Here is a 15,703-nt window from a genome sequence, read left to right as displayed (position 1 = left end):
CCGTCACCTGCCGGTGCGACCGTGGCGTGCATGCGCGTCCTGCTCGCCGGGTGGTTCAGCTTCGACGAGGTGATCGCCACCGTGGGCGACGAGCTCGGCGCCGACGTGGTGGCCGGCTGGCTCACCGACGCCGGCGTCGACCACGACGTCGCCTGGGCGCCCTACCTGCAGCGCGGGGTGGACTGGCGCGACGTCGACCCGGCCGGCTACACGCACCTGGTCTTCGTGAGCGGCCCACTGGCCGACCGGCCGCTGCTGCGCGAGCTCACCGCCGCCTTCGCCGGCGCGCGGCGCTGGGCGGTCAACGTCTCGGTGGTGCAGGAGTCCGCGCGCGGCCTGTTCCACCGGGTCTGGGAGCGCGACGCGGCCGGCCTGGCCCGCCCCGACCTCGCCGTCGAGGGCCCGGACCCGGACGCCCCGGTGCTCGCCGTGGCGTTCACGCCGGCGCAGGGCGAGTACGGGGAGCGCAGCCAGGCCGAGCGGGTCCGCGGGGCGATCGAGGAGTGGCTGGCCGACCGCGCGCTGCCCTGGTTCGAGCTGGACATGGACCTCTACGAGAAGCCGCACGCCCGCCGCCCGGCCCAGGTCGAGGCGCTGGTCCGGCGGGCCGACGTCCTGGTGAGCATGCGGCTGCACGCCCTCGTCCTCGGCCTCAAGCACGGCCGGCCGGTGGTGGCCTGCGACCCGATCGCCGGCGGTGCGAAGGTGACCGCCCAGGCGGCGGCGCTGGACTGGCCCCTGGTGCTGCCCGCCGAGGAGGTCACCGCCGAGGCGTTGGACGCCGCCCTGCAGCGGGCCCTGTCCGGGGCGCTGGACGGCCGGGTGCGCGCGGCGGCCGGGCGCGGCCGGGAGGGCAACGCCCGCGCCCGGGCCTGGTTCGCCGAGCAGCTGGCCGGCTAGGCGAGGGCCTGGTCCAGGTCGGCGAGGAGGTCCTCGGCGTCCTCGATGCCCACCGACAGCCGCACCAGGTCACCGGGCACCTCCAGCGGCGAGCCGGCGGCGCTGGCGTGGGTCATCCGCGCCGGGTGCTCGATCAGCGACTCCACCCCGCCCAGGGACTCCGCGAGGGTGAACAGCCGGGCCCGCTCGCAGACCCGCAGCGCGGCGTCCTCCCCGCCGGCCACGCGGAACGACAGCATCCCGCCGAACCCGGACATCTGCTTCGCGGCGATCTCGTGCCCCGGGTGGTCCGGGAGGCCGGGGTAGCGCACGGAGGCGACCGCCGGGTGGCCGAGCAGGAACTCCGCGACGCGGGCGGCGTTGGCCTGGTGGCGGTCCATCCGGACGCCGAGGGTCTTGATCCCGCGCAGCACCAGCCAGTCCGACAGCGGCCCGGACACCGCGCCCATCGCGTTCTGGTGGTAGGCCAGCCGCTCGGCCAGCTCGTCGTCGTCGACCACGAGCGCGCCGCCGACGACGTCGGAGTGCCCGCCGAGGTACTTCGTCGTGGAGTGCACGACGACGTCGGCGCCCAGCGTGAGCGGCTGCTGCAGGTAGGGCGAGGCGAAGGTGTTGTCGACGACGAGCAGCGCCCCCGCCTCGTGCGCCACCGACGCGGTCAGCGCGATGTCGGCGACGTTGAGCAGCGGGTTGGTCGGCGTCTCGCACCACACGACACGGGTGCTCGGCCGGATCGCGGCCCGCAGCGCCTCGGGGTCGTTGAGGTCGGCCGGCGTGTGCTCGACCCCCCACCGGGCGGCCACCCGCGCGATGAGGCGGTAGGTGCCGCCGTAGGCGTCGCCGCCGAGGACGACGTGGCTGCCCGGCTCGCAGACCGCCCGCAGCAGGGTGTCCTCCGCGGCCAGGCCGGAGGCGAACGCCAGCGCGGTGCGGCCCTGCTCCAGCGCGGCGAGCGCCTCCTGCAGCGCGGTCCGGGTGGGGTTGGCGCTGCGGGCGTACTCGTAGCCGCCGCGCAACCCGCCGACGCCGTCCTGCTTGAAGGTGGTGGCCAGGTGCAGCGGGACGACGACGTCGCCGGTGGCGGGGGTCGGGTCCTGCCCGGCGTGGATGGCGCGGGTGTTGAATCCGGTCATGCCTCGACCGTAGGAGCCGGGCCGGCAGTCGACGTGGAGGCCAGGTGGCCGAGCACGTCCTGGCGGGTGACCACGCCGGCCGGCTTGCCCTCCTCGTGCACCAGCAGTGCGTCCGCGGTGCCGAGCGCGGCGACCGCGGCGCTGACCGGCTCGCCGCCACCGATGATCGGCAGCGGCGGTGACATGTGCCGCTCGACGCGGTCGGACAGGCTGGCCCGCCCGGCGAACAGCGCGTCCAGCAGCGTCTTCTCCTCGACCGACCCGACCACCTCGCCGGCGGTCACCGGGGGCTCGGCGCGGACGACCGGCAGCTGGCTGACGCCGTACTCGCGCAGGATGTCGATGGCCTCGCGCACCGTCTCGTTGGGGTGGGTGTGCACCAGCTCGGGGGTGGCCCCGCCCTTCTCGGCGAGCAGCTCCCCGACGGTCCCCTGGGTGGCCTGCTCCAGGAAGCCGTAGTCGGCCATCCACTCGTCGTTGTAGATCTTGCCGAGGTAGCCGCGGCCGCCGTCGGGCAGCAGCACCACCAGGACGTCGTCCTTCGTCAGCCGTTCCGCGGCGCGCAGCGCCCCGGCGACCGCCATGCCGCACGAGCCGCCGACCAGCAGGCCCTCCTCGCGGGCCAGCCGCCGGGTCATCGTGAAGGAGTCGCCGTCGCTGACCGCGACGATCTCGTCGGCAATGGTCCGGTCGTAGGCCTCGGGCCAGAAGTCCTCGCCCACGCCCTCCACCAGGTAGGGGCGGCCGGTGCCCCCGGAGTACACCGAGCCCTCCGGGTCCACGCCGACCACGCGCACGCGCCCGCCGGAGGCCTCCCTGAGGTAGCGGCCGGTGCCGCTGATCGTGCCGCCGGTGCCCACGCCGGTGACGAAGCAGGTCACCCGCCCCTCGGTCTGCGCCCAGATCTCCGGCCCGGTGGACTCGTAGTGCGAGCGCGGGTTGGCCGGGTTGGCGTACTGGTCGGGCTTCCACCCGCCGGGGGTCTCCCGGGCCAGCCGGTCGGACACCGAGTAGTAGGACCGCGGGTCCATCGGGTCCACGGCGGTCGGGCAGACGTGCACCTCGGCGCCGTAGGCCTTGAGGACGTCGATCTTCTCCTTGCCCACCTTGTCGGGGCAGACGAACACGCAGCGGTAGCCGCGCTGCTGGGCGACCAGCGCCAGGCCGATGCCGGTGTTGCCGCTGGTGGGCTCCACGATCGTCCCGCCCGGGCGCAGGGCGCCGCTGGCCTCGGCGGCGTCCACCATCCGCACGGCGATGCGGTCCTTCACCGACCCGCCGGGGTTGAGGTACTCGACCTTGGCGAGGACCAGGGGCGCGTCCGGCCCCAGGTCGCGGGTCACCGACGTCAGCCGGACCAGCGGGGTGTTGCCCACCAGCTCGATGACGTTCTCGACGTACTGCACGGCCACGCCCTCCTCGGTGGGCCGGCCGGTCGCCGCCCTCCTCCCGACCATCCTCCCCGACGGGGCGCCGTGTCGGGTGTCGGCCGGCCGGGTGGCGGGCACCGGACCGGCATGACCCCGACCGTCCCCACCGTGCCGCTCCGCGACGGCGGCACCATGCCGCTGTTGGGCTTCGGCACCTGGCAGATGACCGGCACCGAGTGCCTCGACGCCGTCCGCACCGCCCTGGACGCCGGCTACCGGCACCTGGACACCGCGACCATGTACCGCAACGAGGCCGAGGTGGGCCGGGCCCTGCGCGAGTCCGGCGTGGACCGCGACGAGGTGTTCCTCACCACCAAGCTGCACCCCCGGCAGGCCGACCGTCCCGACGAGACGCTCAGCGAGTCGCTGGACGCCCTCGGCGTGGACGCCGTCGACCTGTGGCTGGTGCACGCGCCGCCCGGCGGGCCCGGCGAGGACCTGTGGGAGCGCTTCGTGGCCGCCCGGGACGCCGGCCGGGCCCGCGCCATCGGCGTCAGCAACTACACCCTCGACCAGGTCGACCGGCTCACCGAGGCGACCGGTGTGACCCCGCAGGTCAACCAGGTCAGCTGGGCGCCGGCGAAGCACGACCCGGCGGTGGCGGCCGGGCACCGGGAGCGCGGCGTCGTGCTGGAGGGGTACAGCCCGTTCAGGAACACCGACCTGGCCGACCCGGTCCTGCAGGAGGTGGCCGACGCCCACGGGGTCACCCCCGCGCAGGTGGTGCTGCGCTGGCACGTCGAGCACGAGATCGTGGTCATCCCGAAGTCCGCGACCCCGGAGCGGATCCGGGCCAACCTGGCTATCGGGGACCTCACCCTGTCCGCCGAGGAGGTCGCCCGCATCGACGGCCTGGCGCGCTCGTGACCGGGCCGGTGAGGATGCCGTGGTGACCTCTCCCGTCGGCACCCGCACCCTCGGCCGCGACGTCCCCGGAGGTGGCCTGACCGTCTCCACCCTCGGCCTGGGCTGCATGGGCATGAGCCAGTCCTACGGCGCCGCCGACCGCGACGAGTCCCTCGCCACGATCCACCGCGCCCTCGACCTCGGCGTCACCTTCCTCGACACCTCCGACGTCTACGGCGACGGGCACAACGAGGAGCTGGTCGGCCAGGCCGTCGCCGGCCGGCGCGACGAGGTGCAGCTGGCGACGAAGTTCTCGCTGTCGAGGGACGACCGCGGCGGCATGGTGGTCGACGGCCGCCCGGAGAACGTGCGGGCCTGCGCCGAGGCGAGCCTGCGCCGGCTGCGCGTCGACGTCATCGACCTGTACTACCAGCACCGGGTGGACCCCCGGGTGCCCATCGAGGACACCGTCGGTGCGATGGCCGAGCTGGTCGAGCGGGGCGAGGTCCGGCACCTGGGGCTGTCGGAGGCGTCGGCCGCGTCGGTCCGCCGCGCGGCCGCCGTCCACCCGATCACGGCGCTGCAGAGCGAGTGGTCGCTGTGGACCCGCGACCTGGAGAGCTCCGGCGCCGGGGACAGCGTGCTGGGCGTCGCCCGCGAGCACGGCATCGGGATCGTGCCGTTCAGTCCCCTGGGCCGCGGCTTCCTCACCGGCGCGATCCGCAGCCCCGAGGACTTCGCCGAGGACGACTGGCGCCGCGGCCACCCGCGGTTCACCGGCGAGGCGTTCGCGGCCAACCTGCGGCTGGTCGACGCCGTCCGCGACCTGGCCGGGCAGCTGGGCTGCACGTCCGGGCAGCTGGCCCTGGCCTGGGTGCTCGCCCAGGGGGACGACGTGGTCCCCATCCCCGGCACCAAGCGGCGCGGCTACCTGGAGGAGAACGTCGGCGCCGCCGACCTGGAGCTGTCCGACGACGACCTCGCCCGGCTGGCCCGGATCGCCCCGCCCGGGGTGGCGATCGGCGGCCGCTACGCGGACGCCGGGTACACCTACGGCGACAGCCCGGAGCAGGCCGCGTGACCGCCCCGGCGACGGTGCAGCGGGTGCCGGGAGCCGACGGCGTCGAGGTCGCCGTGCACCGGTGGGGCGTCCCCGGTGACCGGCCGCCGGTGTACCTGCAGCACGGCTTCGTCGCCGACACCCGGCTCAACTGGGTCGGCACCGGGACCGTGCGGGTCCTCCTGTCGGCGGGGCGGGAGGTCGTCGGCGTCGACGCCCGCGGGCACGGCCGGTCGGACAAGCCGCACGACCCCGCCGCCTACGGGGAGCTCCGGATGGCCGACGACCTGCGGCGGGTGGCCGACGCACTCGGCCACGACTGCCTCGACCTGGCCGGCTACTCGATGGGCGCGACCGTCGCGATGCTGACCGCGGCCACCGACCGCCGGGTGCGCCGGCTGGTGGTCGGCGGTGCCGGTGCCGCGTTCGTCGAGCCCGGCAGCGCGGAGCACCACCGCGTCCTGATGGCGGGGCTGGCCACCGCGCTGGAGACGGCCGACGTCACCGAGGTGCGCGACCCGGCCACCGTCGCGTTCCGCCGGATGGCCGACGCCCTCGGCGCCGACCGGTGGGCCCTGGCCGCGCACGCCCGTGCGGTGCACACCCGCGCGGTGGACCTGGCCGCGATCACCGCGCCCACGCTGGTCCTCACCGGCGACGCCGACCCGCTCGCGGGCCGCCCGGAGGCGCTCGCCGCGGCCATCCCCGGGGCCCGGGTGACCCTCGTCCCCGGTGACCACTCGACCGCGCTGCGGACCCCGGCCTTCGCCGCGGCGCTGACCGACTTCCTCGGGGAGGCGGCGTGACCGAGCTCGCGAGGTCACGAACAGGCACAGCACCGGCGGTCACGTGGCCGACGAGCGCCAGCGAGGAGGACCCGTGACCGACCCGGCCTGCGGGGTGGCGCACGGGGCGCCGTCCGCCGAGCGGCCGAGCCGGGTGCTGGTCGCCGTGTTCGCCTCGCCGGTGGCCGAGGTGCTGCTGCGCTGGGCGCCCGAGCTCGGCTACCGCACGGTGCTGCTCGACCCCGACCCCGCCCGGGGTGCGGGGGTGCTCACCCTGGCCGACCTCGTCGAGGACCTCGCCGACGCCGACGTGGTCGTCACCGACCACCACCGGCCCGAGCTCGGCGAGGTGCTCCGGGACGCGCTGGCCCGGCCGGTGCGCTGGGTGGGGGTGATGGGCAACCCGCGGCACGAGGGGCCGCACGTGGCGGCGCTGGCCGCACTCGGGGTGCCGCCGGCGGAGGTCGCCCGGGTGCACCGGCCGATCGGGCTGGACATCGGCTCGCGCACCCCGGCGGAGATCGCGCTCGCCACGCTGGCCGGGCTGCTGGCCGACCGCAACGGCCGCGACGGCGGCCCGGCGCACCGGCCGCGGTGAGCGCCGTCCTGCTCGGGGCGGACGTCGGCACGAGCGGGCTCAAGCTGGTCGCCCTGGACGGCTCCGGGGCGGTCGTCGCCGAGGCGGAGGCCGGCTACGACGTCGGCCGCCCGCACCCGGGCTGGGCGCAGACCGACCCGGCCGCGTGGCGGGCGGCGTTCGACGACGCGCTGGCCCGGCTGGCGCCGCTGCTGGCCGGCCGCCGGGTCGCCGGGCTGGGCCTGTCCGGGCAGATGCACGGCACCGTGCTGGTCGACGCCGCCGGCGTCCCGCTGGGTCCCGCGGTGCTGTGGCCGGACGGCCGGGCCGCCGCCGAGGTGGACCGCTGGCGCGCCCTGCCCGACGGCGCCCGCGCACGCCTGGCCAACCCGCTGGTGCCCGGGATGACCGGCCCGGTGCTGGCCTGGCTGGCCACCCACGAGCCGGCGCTGGTGGGCCGGGCGGCGGCCGTGCTCCTCCCCAAGGACGCCGTCCGCGCGACGCTCGTGCCGGACGCCGACCCCCTGGTGACCGACCGCAGCGACGCCTCGGCGACCCTGCTCTGGGACGTGGTCGCCGACGCCTGGTCGGTCCCGGCGGTGGAGGCCGCCGGCGTCGACCCGCGGCTGTTGCCCGCGGTGCGGCCGTCGGCCGAGCTCGTGGGCACCGCCGCGCTGCCGGTCGGCGAGGTGCCGGTGGTCGTGGGCGGCGCCGACACGCCGCTGGCGCTGCTCGCCGCCGGCACCCGGACCGGCCGGCAGGTCAACCTGGGCACCGGCGCGCAGGTGCTGCGGCCCGGGTGGACGCCGGCGCCGGCCGACGACCCCCCGGTGCACGGCTACGCCGACGTCGAGGACGGCTGGTACGCGATGGCCGCGCTGCAGAACGGCGGTCTGGCCTGGTCCTGGGTGTGCGGCGTGCTCGGCCTGACCGCCGCCGAGCTCTTCGACGCCGCTGCGGCCGTCCCGCCCGGCGCCGGGGGCGTGCTGTTCCGGCCGTTCCTCACCGGCGAGCGCGGCGGCGTCGCGGGGCCCGGTGACCGCGGCGCGTGGACGGGGCTGTCCGCCGGCACGACCCGCGCCGAGCTGGCCCGTGCCGCGGTGGAGGGCGTCGTCCTGGCGGTCGGGGCGGCGGCGGAGCTGCTCGGCGGGGAGGGGCCGGTCGTGCTCACCGGCGGGGGCGGGCGCCCGGCCGTCGTCCGGCAGCTGCTCGCCGACGTGCTCGCCGTCCCCGTGCGGTACCTGCCGCTGCGCAGCGCCTCGGCGGTGGGCGCCGCGCTGCTCGCCGCGCGCGGCACGGGGGTGCCGGTGGCGCGGCGGCAGGAGGCCGGCCGGCCGGTCGAGCCGCGGGCGGCGCCGGAGCTCGCCGCGGTCCGCGACCGCTGGATGGCGGAACGGGCGACGTCCGCGCCGCGTTGGACGGAGCGGGAGGGTGGAGCAGCCGCCCCGACGACGTGAGGAGCACCGGCGTGTCGCTGATCACCAAGCTGGTCCAGTTCGCCAACACCCCGAAGGGTCGCCAGGTCATCGACCAGGCCACGGCCAAGGCCCAGCAGCTGGCCAAGGACCCGAAGACCCGGGCGAAGATCGACGACGCCCGCCGCCGCTTCCAGGGTGGTCGCGGCCCCGGCACCGGCCGCTGAGCAAGGACCCCCCCCTGCCCCCCGCCGCTCGCAGGCTCGCGGCGGGACCCTGCAGGGGGGCCTCAGGCCGCCTCGGGTGCGGGGCGCAGCACGTCCAGTGCGGCGTCGTGCAGCAGTCCGTTGCTGGCCAGGGCGCTGCCGCCGGCGGGGCCCGGCGTCCCGGACAGGTCGGTGAACGCCCCGCCGGCCTCGCGCACGATGACGTCGAGGGCGGCGAGGTCCCAGACGGAGACCTCCGGCTCGCAGGCGAGGTCCACCGCCCCCTCGGCGAGCAGCACGTAGCTCCAGAAGTCGCCGTAGCCGCGGGTGCGCCACACCGCCCGGCTGAGGTCGAGGAAACCGCCGAGCAGGCCGCGCTCCTCCCAGCCGGACAGGCTGGAGTAGGACAGGCTCGCGTCGCCCAGCGCGCCCACCCCCGACACGGTGCACCGGGCGGCGGACTCCAGCCGGCGGCCGGTCCAGGCGCCGACGCCCTTGGCCGCCCACCAGCGGCGGTTGAGCGCCGGCGCCGAGACCAGCCCGACCACCGGCTCGTCACCGTCGAACAGCGCGATGAGCGTGGCCCACACCGGCACGCCGCGCACGAAGTTCTTGGTGCCGTCGATCGGGTCGAGCACCCAGCGCCGCGGCCCGTGGCCGGTCGCGCCCATCTCCTCGCCGAGCACCGCGTCCCGGGTGCGCGCCCGGGCCAGCGTGATCCGCAGCTGTTCCTCCACGGCCCGGTCGGCGTCGGTGACCGGCGTGAGGTCCGGCTTGGTGTCGACCCGGAGGTCCTGGGCACGGAAGCGGTCGAGGCTGATGGAGTCCGCCTGGTCGGCCAGCACGTGCGCCAGGTGCATGTCCCCGGTGTAGTCCCGGCCCGGTGTCATGGGCACCGAACCTAGCGGGCGCTCAGTCGAAGACCGCGGCGCTCACCCCGCTGGGCCCGTCGTACTCCCGGTCGTCGATCTTCTCCAGTGCGTCCACGACCTCCTTGTCGCTGCCCTTGGCGTGCTCGAGGATCTGCTGCTTGCTGGCCGGGTAGTCCATGCCCTTGAGGGCCTTCTGGATCTCGATGGGGCTCACCATGACCCCCGGCTACCCCTGACAGGAGCCGGCGATGCGCGGATACGGTCGGGGAGTGGACGCCGCGACGATCGCCGGGCTGCTGGCCGACCCGACCCGGCTCAAGGTCGTCGCCGCCCTCGCGCTGGGTGCCGGCACGCTCGAGCGGGTCGCCGAGGTCGCCGGCCTGCCGCTCAGGGACGTGGCGCTGGCCGCGCGCCGGCTGGGGCGGGCCGGCCTGGTCCGCCGCGACGGGCACGGGCTCGAGCTGCTCACCGCGCACTTCGGCGCGGCGGCCCGGGCCGCCGCCGAGGCCGCGCCGCCGCCGGAGCCGCTGTCGGCCGACCCGGCCGAGGACGCCGTGCTGTCCGCGTTCGTCCGCGAGGGACGGCTGGTCTCGATCCCGGCGCAGCACAGCAAGCGACGCGTCGTCCTGGAGCACCTCGTCCGGGTCTTCGACGCCGGCGTCCGCTACCCGGAGCGGGAGGTCAACGCGCTGCTCGCGGTCTGGCACCCCGACACCGCCGCCCTGCGCCGCTACCTGGTCGACGAGGGCCTGCTCACCCGCGAGGCCGGCCTCTACTGGCGCATCGGCGGCTGGGTCGACGTCTGAGAGCGCACCCCCGGCGCCGTGCTCCACCCGGCGGCGGGGTCAGCCGGCGAGGACGTCGGCCAGGAGCCGCCGCGCCCGCCGACCCTCGGACACCGGCAGGAGGGGGTGCACGTGGACCAGGCCCGGCTCCTCGTGGTGGTCGACCTGCACCCCGGCGGCACGGGCGCGGCCGACCAGCAGCCGGGTGTCCGGGCTGGTGATGTCCCGGGTGCCGCTGAAGACGGTCAGCGGGCCGAGGCCGGCCAGGTCGCCGAACAGGGGGCTGACCAGGGGGTCGGTGAGCGGCAGGTCGCCCCGCCACAGCTCGATCGCGGCGCGGGTGCCGGGCCGGGCGAGCCACGGGTCGTGCGGCTCGACGAGGTCGATCTCGGGGTTGGCCAGGGTCAGGTCCGTCGCGGGTGAGATGAGCACCGTCCGGTGCAGCGGTGGCACGCCCCGGTCACGCAGCAGCAGCGCCGCGGACAGCGCGATCTGCCCGCCCGCCGAGTCACCCAGGACGGCGACCCGCCCGGCGCCGTACCGGTCGACGAGGGCGGCGAGCAGGTCGGCGACGGGGGGCACGACCGTCGCCGCGGTCCCCACCGGCGCCAGCGGGTAGATCGGCACGGTGAACCCGGTGCCCGTGCGGGCGGCGAGCCCGGCGACGAGCCGCCAGTGCAGCGGGTGGATCTGGTTGACCCAGGCGCCCCCGTGCACGTAGACGGCGGACCGGACCGGCGTCCGGGACCGCGGCAGGACGCGGTACACCGGCCAGCCGGTGTCGTGCTGGACGTCGACCTCGATCCGGACCGAGCGCAGTCCCCGCGGTGGCCCGAACGGGATCGGCCGCACCTGGCGGTCCCGCACGCCGCGCAGCATGGCCGCCGGGTCCTCGAACTCCCGCCGGAAGCCGAACAGGCGGAACAGCGGGGGCAGCAGGCGGCTGGCGGGACTCGGCACGGGGGTCTCTCTACCCGAGCCGGTCCGTGCCGCCGGGGTCGGCCACCCGTCGCGGGAGCTCAGTACCCCGGGCCGAGCTGGCCGACGGCGTCCAGCAGCCGGCGCAGGCTCTCCAGCCGCTCCCGCCGGGCGGGCGGGCCGGCGTCGGCCCAGGCGTCCAGTGCGCAGTCGGGGTCCTCGGCGGTGTGCCCGCAGCCGGGCGGGCAGCCGACCGCGGCCTCGGCCACGTCGTCGAACGCGGCGACGACGTCCTCGGCGGTCACGTGCGCCAGGCCGAACGAGCGGATGCCCGGGGTGTCGATGACCGTCCCACCGCCGGGCAGGTCCAGCAGCACCGCCGAGGACGACGTGTGCCGGCCCTTGCCCACCTTGCTCACGTCGCCGGTGGCCCGGAAGGCGTCCGGCACCAGCCGGTTGACCAGCGTGGACTTGCCGACGCCGGACTGCCCGACCAGCACGCTCATCCGCCCGTCCAGCCGCTCCAGCAGCGCGTCCAGCGGCGCCTCCCGCGACATCGGGACGGCGTCGACGTCCAGGCCGGCGTAGCGGTCGAGCAGCGGCTGCGGGCTGGCCAGGTCGGTCTTGGTGAGGCAGAGCAGCGGCTCCAGCCCGCCGGCGTAGGCGGCCACCACGCAGCGGTCGAGGAAGCCCAGCGCCGGGTCGGGGTCGGTGACCGCGGTGACCACGACCAGCTGGTCGGCGTTGGCGACGACCACCCGCTCGGTCGGGTCGGTGTCGTCGGCCGTGCGGCGCAGCGAGGTGGTGCGGTCCTCGATGGCGACGATGCGAGCCAGGGAGTCGGTGCGCCCGCTGGTGTCGCCGACCAACCGCACCCGGTCGCCGACGACGACGCCGTGCTTGCCGAGCTCGCGGGCACGCATCGCGGTGACCTCCACCGGGGCGCCGTCCGGGCCGCCGACCCGCACCGTCATCCGGCCGCGGTCGACGGCGACCACCAGGCCCGGGACGGCGCCGGAGTGGGCCGGCCGGGTCCGGGTGCGCGGCCGCGAGCCGCGCCGGCCGGGCCGTACCCGGACGTCGTCCTCGTCCGACCGCTTGTCGTGCCGCCGGCCGCTCAGTGCCCGGCCCCCAGCATCGCGTCCCACCGGTCGACGAAGTCCGGCAGCGTCTTGCCGACCGCGCCCGGGTCGCGCACCTCGACGCCCTCGACGGCCAGCCCGAGGACGGCGGCGGCGTGCACCATCCGGTGGTCGGCGTAGGAGTCCAGCACCGCCGGCCGGCGCGGTCCCGGGGTGACCACCAGCCCGTCGGGCAGCTGCTCGACGGTCGCGCCGACCGCGGTGAGCACCTCGTCGAGGGCCTGCAGGCGGTCGGTCTCGTGGCCGCGCAGGTGGCCGATGCCGGTCAGCCGGGAGGGGCCGTCGGCCAGCGCGCACAGCGCCGCGAGCACCGGCGTCAGCTCACCCACCTCGCCGAGGTCGGCGACCAGCGGGCGGACCGTCGGGCCGCCGGTCACCCGCAGCTCCCCGTCGGTGCGCTGCACGGTCGCCCCCATCGCGCCCAGCAGCGCGTCCAGCCGCCCGCCGGGCTGGGTGGTGGACGCCGGCCAGTCGGGCACCGTCACCCGCCCGCCGGTCACCAGTGCCGCGGCGAGGAAGGGGGCGGCGTTGGACAGGTCCGGCTCGAGCACCTCCTCGCGCGCGGCGACCGGGCCGGGGGCCACCCGCCAGCCGCGGTCGGTGGGGGCCACGTCGACGCCGCGCTCGCGCAGCGCCGCCACGGTCATCTCCACGTGCGGCATCGAGGGCACCCCGCCGGTGAGGGCGAGGTCGAGCCCCTCGTCGAAGCGGGCGGCGGCCAGCAGCAGCCCGGAGACGATCTGCGAGGACTCGCTCGCGTCGACGGTCACCGGCCCGCCGCGCACCCGCCCGGTGCCGTGCACGGTGAACGGCGCCCGCCCGCGGCCGCCGTCCTCCACCCGCACCCCGAGGTCGCGCAGCGCCGCGAGCAGCCCGGCGTTGGGTCGCTCGTGCAGCCGCGGGTCGCCGTCCACCCGCACCGGGCCGTCGGCCAGGGCGGCCACCGACGGGAGGAACCGCAGCACGGTGCCGGCCAGGCCGGCGTCGACCTCGGCCGGCCCGCGGAGCGGCCCGGGGGTGACCACCCAGTCGGGACCGTCGTCGTCGACGCGCACGCCCAGGGCGCGCAGCCCGGCGGCCATCAGGTCGGTGTCGCGGGCCCGCAGCGGGCGGACCAGCCGGCCGGGCCCGTCGGCCAGCGCGGCCAGGACCAGTGCCCGGGCGGTCAGCGACTTCGACCCCGGCAGCGGCACGACGGCGTCCACCGGGGTGGCGCGGTGCGGCGTCGCCCAGACCTGGCTCACGGGTCCATCCTGCCCAGGTGGCCAGGCCGGGGCGACGGCCACCCGCGCTCAGCCCCCGGCCGGCTCGGCCTTCTTCACCGGCACCGTCCGCACCAGCCGCCGGTTGGCGAACTCGAACACCGCCAGCTCGGAGAGCTCGCGGCCGTAGCCGGAGCGCTTCACCCCGCCGAAGGGCAGCTCGGGGGAGGAGCCGGTGGGCTGGTTGATCCACACCATGCCGGCCTCGAGCCGGTCGGCCACGGACCGGGCGCGGTCCAGGTCGCCGCTCATGACGGTGGCGCCCAGGCCGAAGTCGCTGTCGTTGGCCAGCGCGACCGCCTCGTCGGCGTCCTTGACCCGGTAGACGACGGCCGCCGGACCGAAGAGCTCCTCGCGGTAGGCCCGCATCTCGGGGGTGACGTCGGTGAGGATGGTGGCCTCGACGAAGGCGCCCGGGTGCTCGGGGCGCCTGCCGCCGGCGACGACGGTCGCGCCCTTGTCGACCGCGTCCTGGATCTGGGCGTGCAGGTCCTGGGCCGCGCGCTCGCTGGACAGCGGGGCGAGCGAGGTCGACGGGTCGGCGGGGTCGCCGGGGGCGAAGGTGCCGAACGCCTGCTTGAGGCCCTCGACGAACGGCTCGAAGAGCTCCTCGGTGACGATCAGCCGCTTGGACGCCGTGCACGCCTGGCCGGTGTTCTGCATCCGGCCCATGGTGGCGGCCTTGACGGTGGCGCCCATGTCCTCGGCGTCGAGCACGATGAACGGGTCGCTGCCGCCGAGCTCGAGCACCGACTTCTTGAGGTGCTTGCCGGCCAGGGCCGCCACGGCGCTGCCGGCGCGCTCGCTGCCGGTCAGCGTGACGCCCTGGATCCGCGGGTCGGCGATGACCTGCTCGACGTCGGCGATCCGCAGGAAGGTGTTGGTGAACACGCCCGCGGGGGCACCGGCGTCGGTGAACAGCCGCTCGACCGCCATCGCACACTGCGGCACGTTCTCGGCGTGCTTGAGGATCACGGTGTTCCCGAGCACCAGGTTGGGGCCGGCGACCCGGACCACCTGGTAGAAGGGGTAGTTCCACGGCTCGATGGCCAGCAGGGCGCCGACCGGCCGGGTCTCGACGACCGCCTCGCCCTTCCCCATCATCGGCGTGATGGACGTCGGCTCGAGGAATGCGGGGCCGTTGTCGGCGTAGTACCGCAGGATCATCGAGCACAGCTTCAGCTCGCCGACGGCCTCCTCGGCGCGCTTGCCCATCTCGGTGGTGATGAGGGCGGCGAGGTCGGCCCGCCGCTCGTCCATCAGCTCCGCGGCGCGGCGGACGACGGCGGCGCGGTCCTCGACCGACCGCTCGCGCCACTCCTGGTAGGCGGTGTGCGCGCGCCCGACGATGCCGTCGATCTCGTCGGTGGGCGTGTAGTCGAACTCCTGCTCCGTCTCCCCGGTGAAGGGGTTGACCGTCGCGTAGCGGCGCTCGCCGGACTCGCTGGCGGTCTTCGGGTGCTCGGTCGGGGGGTGCTGGGTCGCGGTCACGAGGGTGATCCTCGTCGCTCGACGGCGGGACGTCGAACGCCGGCCGGCCGGTCTCCCGCAGCCGGGGACCGTCCCCGGTCCCGCATACAGTCGCAGGCGACCGCATCGTCCGGCCCGACCGGGAGGTACCACCGTGTGTGGCCGCTACGCCGCCAGCCGCCGCCCCGAGGACCTCGTCCTGGAGTTCGAGGCGGTCCCGGCCGAGGGGCAGGCCCCCCTGCCGGCGGACTACAACGTCGCCCCGACCAAGGACGTCTACGTCGTCCGGCACAAGCGGGAGCGGGACGCCGAGGGGGCACCCACCGGCGCGGGGCACCGCGAGCTGCGCGCCGTCCGCTGGGGGCTGGTGCCCTCGTGGGCCAAGGACGCCTCGGTCGGCAACCGGATGCTCAACGCCCGCGTCGAGTCGCTCACCGAGAAGCCGGCCTTCCGGCGCGCGGCCCGCTCCCGGCGCTGCCTGGTGCCGGCCGACGGCTGGTACGAGTGGGCCAAGAAGCTGGACGGCCCCGGCAAGCAGCCCTACTACACGACCCCGCGCGACGGCTCGGTGCTGGCCTTCGCCGGCCTGTGGGAGGTGTGGGGCGAGGGCGACGACCGCTTCTACACCTGCACGGTGGTCACCGCGCCCGCCGTCGGCGCGCTCGCGGAGATCCACGACCGGATGCCCCTGGTGCTACCCCGCGACCGCTGGGCGGCCTGGCTGGACCCGGCCCGCGAGGACGTCGCCGAGCTGGCCGCGCCCACGCCGCCGGAGCTGGTCGAGGGCCTGGAGCTGCGCCCGGTCGGCACCGCGGTGAACAGCGTGAAGAACAACGGCGCCGAGCTGATCGCCCGCGTCGAGGCGGTCGCCGCACCGGCCGACCAGCCCGCCCTCTTCTGAG

17 protein-coding genes are annotated in these 15,703 nt (G+C 76.4%); 9 read left to right on the top strand and 8 right to left on the bottom strand.

Annotation, left to right across the window (positions count from 1 at the left end):
* Positions 1 to 30 precede the first annotated feature (30 nt).
* Entirely contained in the window at positions 31 to 900 is an 870-nt protein-coding gene (locus tag RTG05_RS17015) for a polysaccharide pyruvyl transferase family protein (protein WP_166526106.1), read from the top strand.
* On the opposite strand, the gene RTG05_RS17010 is transcribed toward RTG05_RS17015, so the two are convergent.
* Together RTG05_RS17010 and RTG05_RS17005 are read right to left on the bottom strand one after the other, a co-directional pair.
* Positions 897 to 2,033: a cystathionine gamma-synthase gene (locus RTG05_RS17010; protein WP_166526105.1), complete on the bottom strand. Its 1,137-nt coding sequence runs from the start codon at positions 2,031 to 2,033 to the stop codon at positions 897 to 899. The two genes, RTG05_RS17015 and RTG05_RS17010, sit on opposite strands and share 4 nt — an antisense overlap.
* The gene (locus RTG05_RS17005; RefSeq protein ID WP_166526104.1) at positions 2,030 to 3,439 is read right to left on the bottom strand and encodes a cystathionine beta-synthase; all 1,410 of its coding nucleotides are present in this window, start codon (positions 3,437 to 3,439) and stop codon (positions 2,030 to 2,032) included. The genes RTG05_RS17010 and RTG05_RS17005 overlap by 4 nt, the downstream gene beginning before the upstream one ends.
* 111 nt (positions 3,440 to 3,550) lie before the next feature.
* On the opposite strand from RTG05_RS17005, the gene RTG05_RS17000 reads away from it, so the two are divergent.
* The 6 genes from RTG05_RS17000 to RTG05_RS16975 all read left to right on the top strand — a co-directional run bounded on the left by RTG05_RS17000 (position 3,551) and on the right by RTG05_RS16975 (position 8,373).
* Positions 3,551 to 4,330 carry an aldo/keto reductase gene (locus RTG05_RS17000; protein WP_166526103.1) on the top strand — a complete coding sequence of 260 codons (780 nt, stop codon included), beginning with the start codon at positions 3,551 to 3,553 and terminating at the stop codon, positions 4,328 to 4,330.
* Between the two features lie 22 nt (positions 4,331 to 4,352).
* Entirely contained in the window at positions 4,353 to 5,390 is a 1,038-nt protein-coding gene (locus RTG05_RS16995; RefSeq protein WP_315911980.1) for an aldo/keto reductase, read from the top strand.
* Complete coding sequence (locus tag RTG05_RS16990; protein ID WP_166526101.1) at positions 5,387 to 6,175, top strand: alpha/beta fold hydrolase; 789 nt, start codon at positions 5,387 to 5,389, stop codon at positions 6,173 to 6,175. The genes RTG05_RS16995 and RTG05_RS16990 overlap by 4 nt, the downstream gene beginning before the upstream one ends.
* A gap of 73 nt (positions 6,176 to 6,248) precedes the next feature.
* Positions 6,249 to 6,752 (top strand): XdhC family protein, encoded by a 504-nt coding sequence (locus RTG05_RS16985; protein ID WP_166526100.1) that lies wholly within the window; start codon positions 6,249 to 6,251, stop codon positions 6,750 to 6,752.
* The gene (locus tag RTG05_RS16980; protein WP_166526099.1) at positions 6,749 to 8,188 is read left to right on the top strand and encodes an FGGY family carbohydrate kinase; all 1,440 of its coding nucleotides are present in this window, start codon (positions 6,749 to 6,751) and stop codon (positions 8,186 to 8,188) included. The genes RTG05_RS16985 and RTG05_RS16980 overlap by 4 nt, the downstream gene beginning before the upstream one ends.
* 11 nt (positions 8,189 to 8,199) lie before the next feature.
* Positions 8,200 to 8,373 (top strand): hypothetical protein, encoded by a 174-nt coding sequence (locus tag RTG05_RS16975; protein ID WP_166526098.1) that lies wholly within the window; start codon positions 8,200 to 8,202, stop codon positions 8,371 to 8,373.
* A 62-nt stretch (positions 8,374 to 8,435) separates the two neighbouring features.
* Here RTG05_RS16975 and RTG05_RS16970 read toward each other — a convergent pair whose 3' ends face one another.
* Together RTG05_RS16970 and RTG05_RS16965 are read right to left on the bottom strand one after the other, a co-directional pair.
* Positions 8,436 to 9,242 (bottom strand): inositol monophosphatase family protein, encoded by an 807-nt coding sequence (locus RTG05_RS16970; protein ID WP_166526097.1) that lies wholly within the window; start codon positions 9,240 to 9,242, stop codon positions 8,436 to 8,438.
* A gap of 22 nt (positions 9,243 to 9,264) precedes the next feature.
* Entirely contained in the window at positions 9,265 to 9,441 is a 177-nt protein-coding gene (locus RTG05_RS16965; protein WP_166526096.1) for a DUF2795 domain-containing protein, read from the bottom strand.
* A gap of 52 nt (positions 9,442 to 9,493) precedes the next feature.
* On the opposite strand from RTG05_RS16965, the gene RTG05_RS16960 reads away from it, so the two are divergent.
* A complete protein-coding gene (locus tag RTG05_RS16960; protein ID WP_166526095.1) occupies positions 9,494 to 10,030 on the top strand; it encodes a DUF2087 domain-containing protein in 537 nt (178 codons plus the stop codon).
* A 39-nt stretch (positions 10,031 to 10,069) separates the two neighbouring features.
* Here the strand turns inward: RTG05_RS16960 and RTG05_RS16955 are convergent, their stop codons facing one another.
* From RTG05_RS16955 to RTG05_RS16940, 4 genes are read right to left on the bottom strand one after another with little or no spacing between them, the layout of a single operon-like run.
* Entirely contained in the window at positions 10,070 to 10,969 is a 900-nt protein-coding gene (locus RTG05_RS16955) for an alpha/beta hydrolase fold domain-containing protein (RefSeq protein ID WP_166526094.1), read from the bottom strand.
* A gap of 59 nt (positions 10,970 to 11,028) precedes the next feature.
* Complete coding sequence (rsgA, locus tag RTG05_RS16950; RefSeq protein WP_166526093.1) at positions 11,029 to 12,075, bottom strand: ribosome small subunit-dependent GTPase A; 1,047 nt, start codon at positions 12,073 to 12,075, stop codon at positions 11,029 to 11,031.
* Positions 12,045 to 13,313, bottom strand: coding sequence for a 3-phosphoshikimate 1-carboxyvinyltransferase (aroA, locus tag RTG05_RS16945; protein ID WP_166526092.1), 1,269 nt, complete (start codon positions 13,311 to 13,313; stop codon positions 12,045 to 12,047). Before aroA ends, rsgA begins: the two co-directional genes overlap by 31 nt.
* 48 nt (positions 13,314 to 13,361) lie before the next feature.
* Positions 13,362 to 14,822 (bottom strand): NAD-dependent succinate-semialdehyde dehydrogenase, encoded by a 1,461-nt coding sequence (locus tag RTG05_RS16940; protein ID WP_166526091.1) that lies wholly within the window; start codon positions 14,820 to 14,822, stop codon positions 13,362 to 13,364.
* Between the two features lie 133 nt (positions 14,823 to 14,955).
* Here RTG05_RS16940 and RTG05_RS16935 point away from each other — a divergent pair, with 133 nt between their 5' ends.
* Positions 14,956 to 15,702: an SOS response-associated peptidase gene (locus RTG05_RS16935; protein ID WP_166526090.1), complete on the top strand. Its 747-nt coding sequence runs from the start codon at positions 14,956 to 14,958 to the stop codon at positions 15,700 to 15,702.
* Position 15,703: the final 1 nt, after the last annotated feature.

Source organism: Geodermatophilus sp. DSM 44513 (genome assembly GCF_032460525.1).
Lineage (GTDB): Bacteria > Actinomycetota > Actinomycetes > Mycobacteriales > Geodermatophilaceae > Geodermatophilus.
The sequence above is the reverse complement of the archived record's forward strand: the minus strand, read 5'-3'. Positions and strand labels throughout refer to the sequence as shown.

Bases quoted from the DNA above. Each gene is read 5' to 3' on its own strand.
- RTG05_RS17000 (WP_166526103.1), top strand. From the start codon at position 3,551: ATGACCCCGACCGTCCCCACCGTGCCGCTCCGCGACGGCGGCACCATG.
- RTG05_RS16970 (WP_166526097.1), bottom strand. From the start codon at position 9,242: ATGACACCGGGCCGGGACTACACCGGGGACATGCACCTGGCGCACGTG.
- RTG05_RS17015 (WP_166526106.1), top strand. From the start codon at position 31: ATGCGCGTCCTGCTCGCCGGGTGGTTCAGCTTCGACGAGGTGATCGCC.
- RTG05_RS17010 (WP_166526105.1), bottom strand. From the start codon at position 2,033: ATGACCGGATTCAACACCCGCGCCATCCACGCCGGGCAGGACCCGACC.
- RTG05_RS16965 (WP_166526096.1), bottom strand. From the start codon at position 9,441: ATGGTGAGCCCCATCGAGATCCAGAAGGCCCTCAAGGGCATGGACTAC.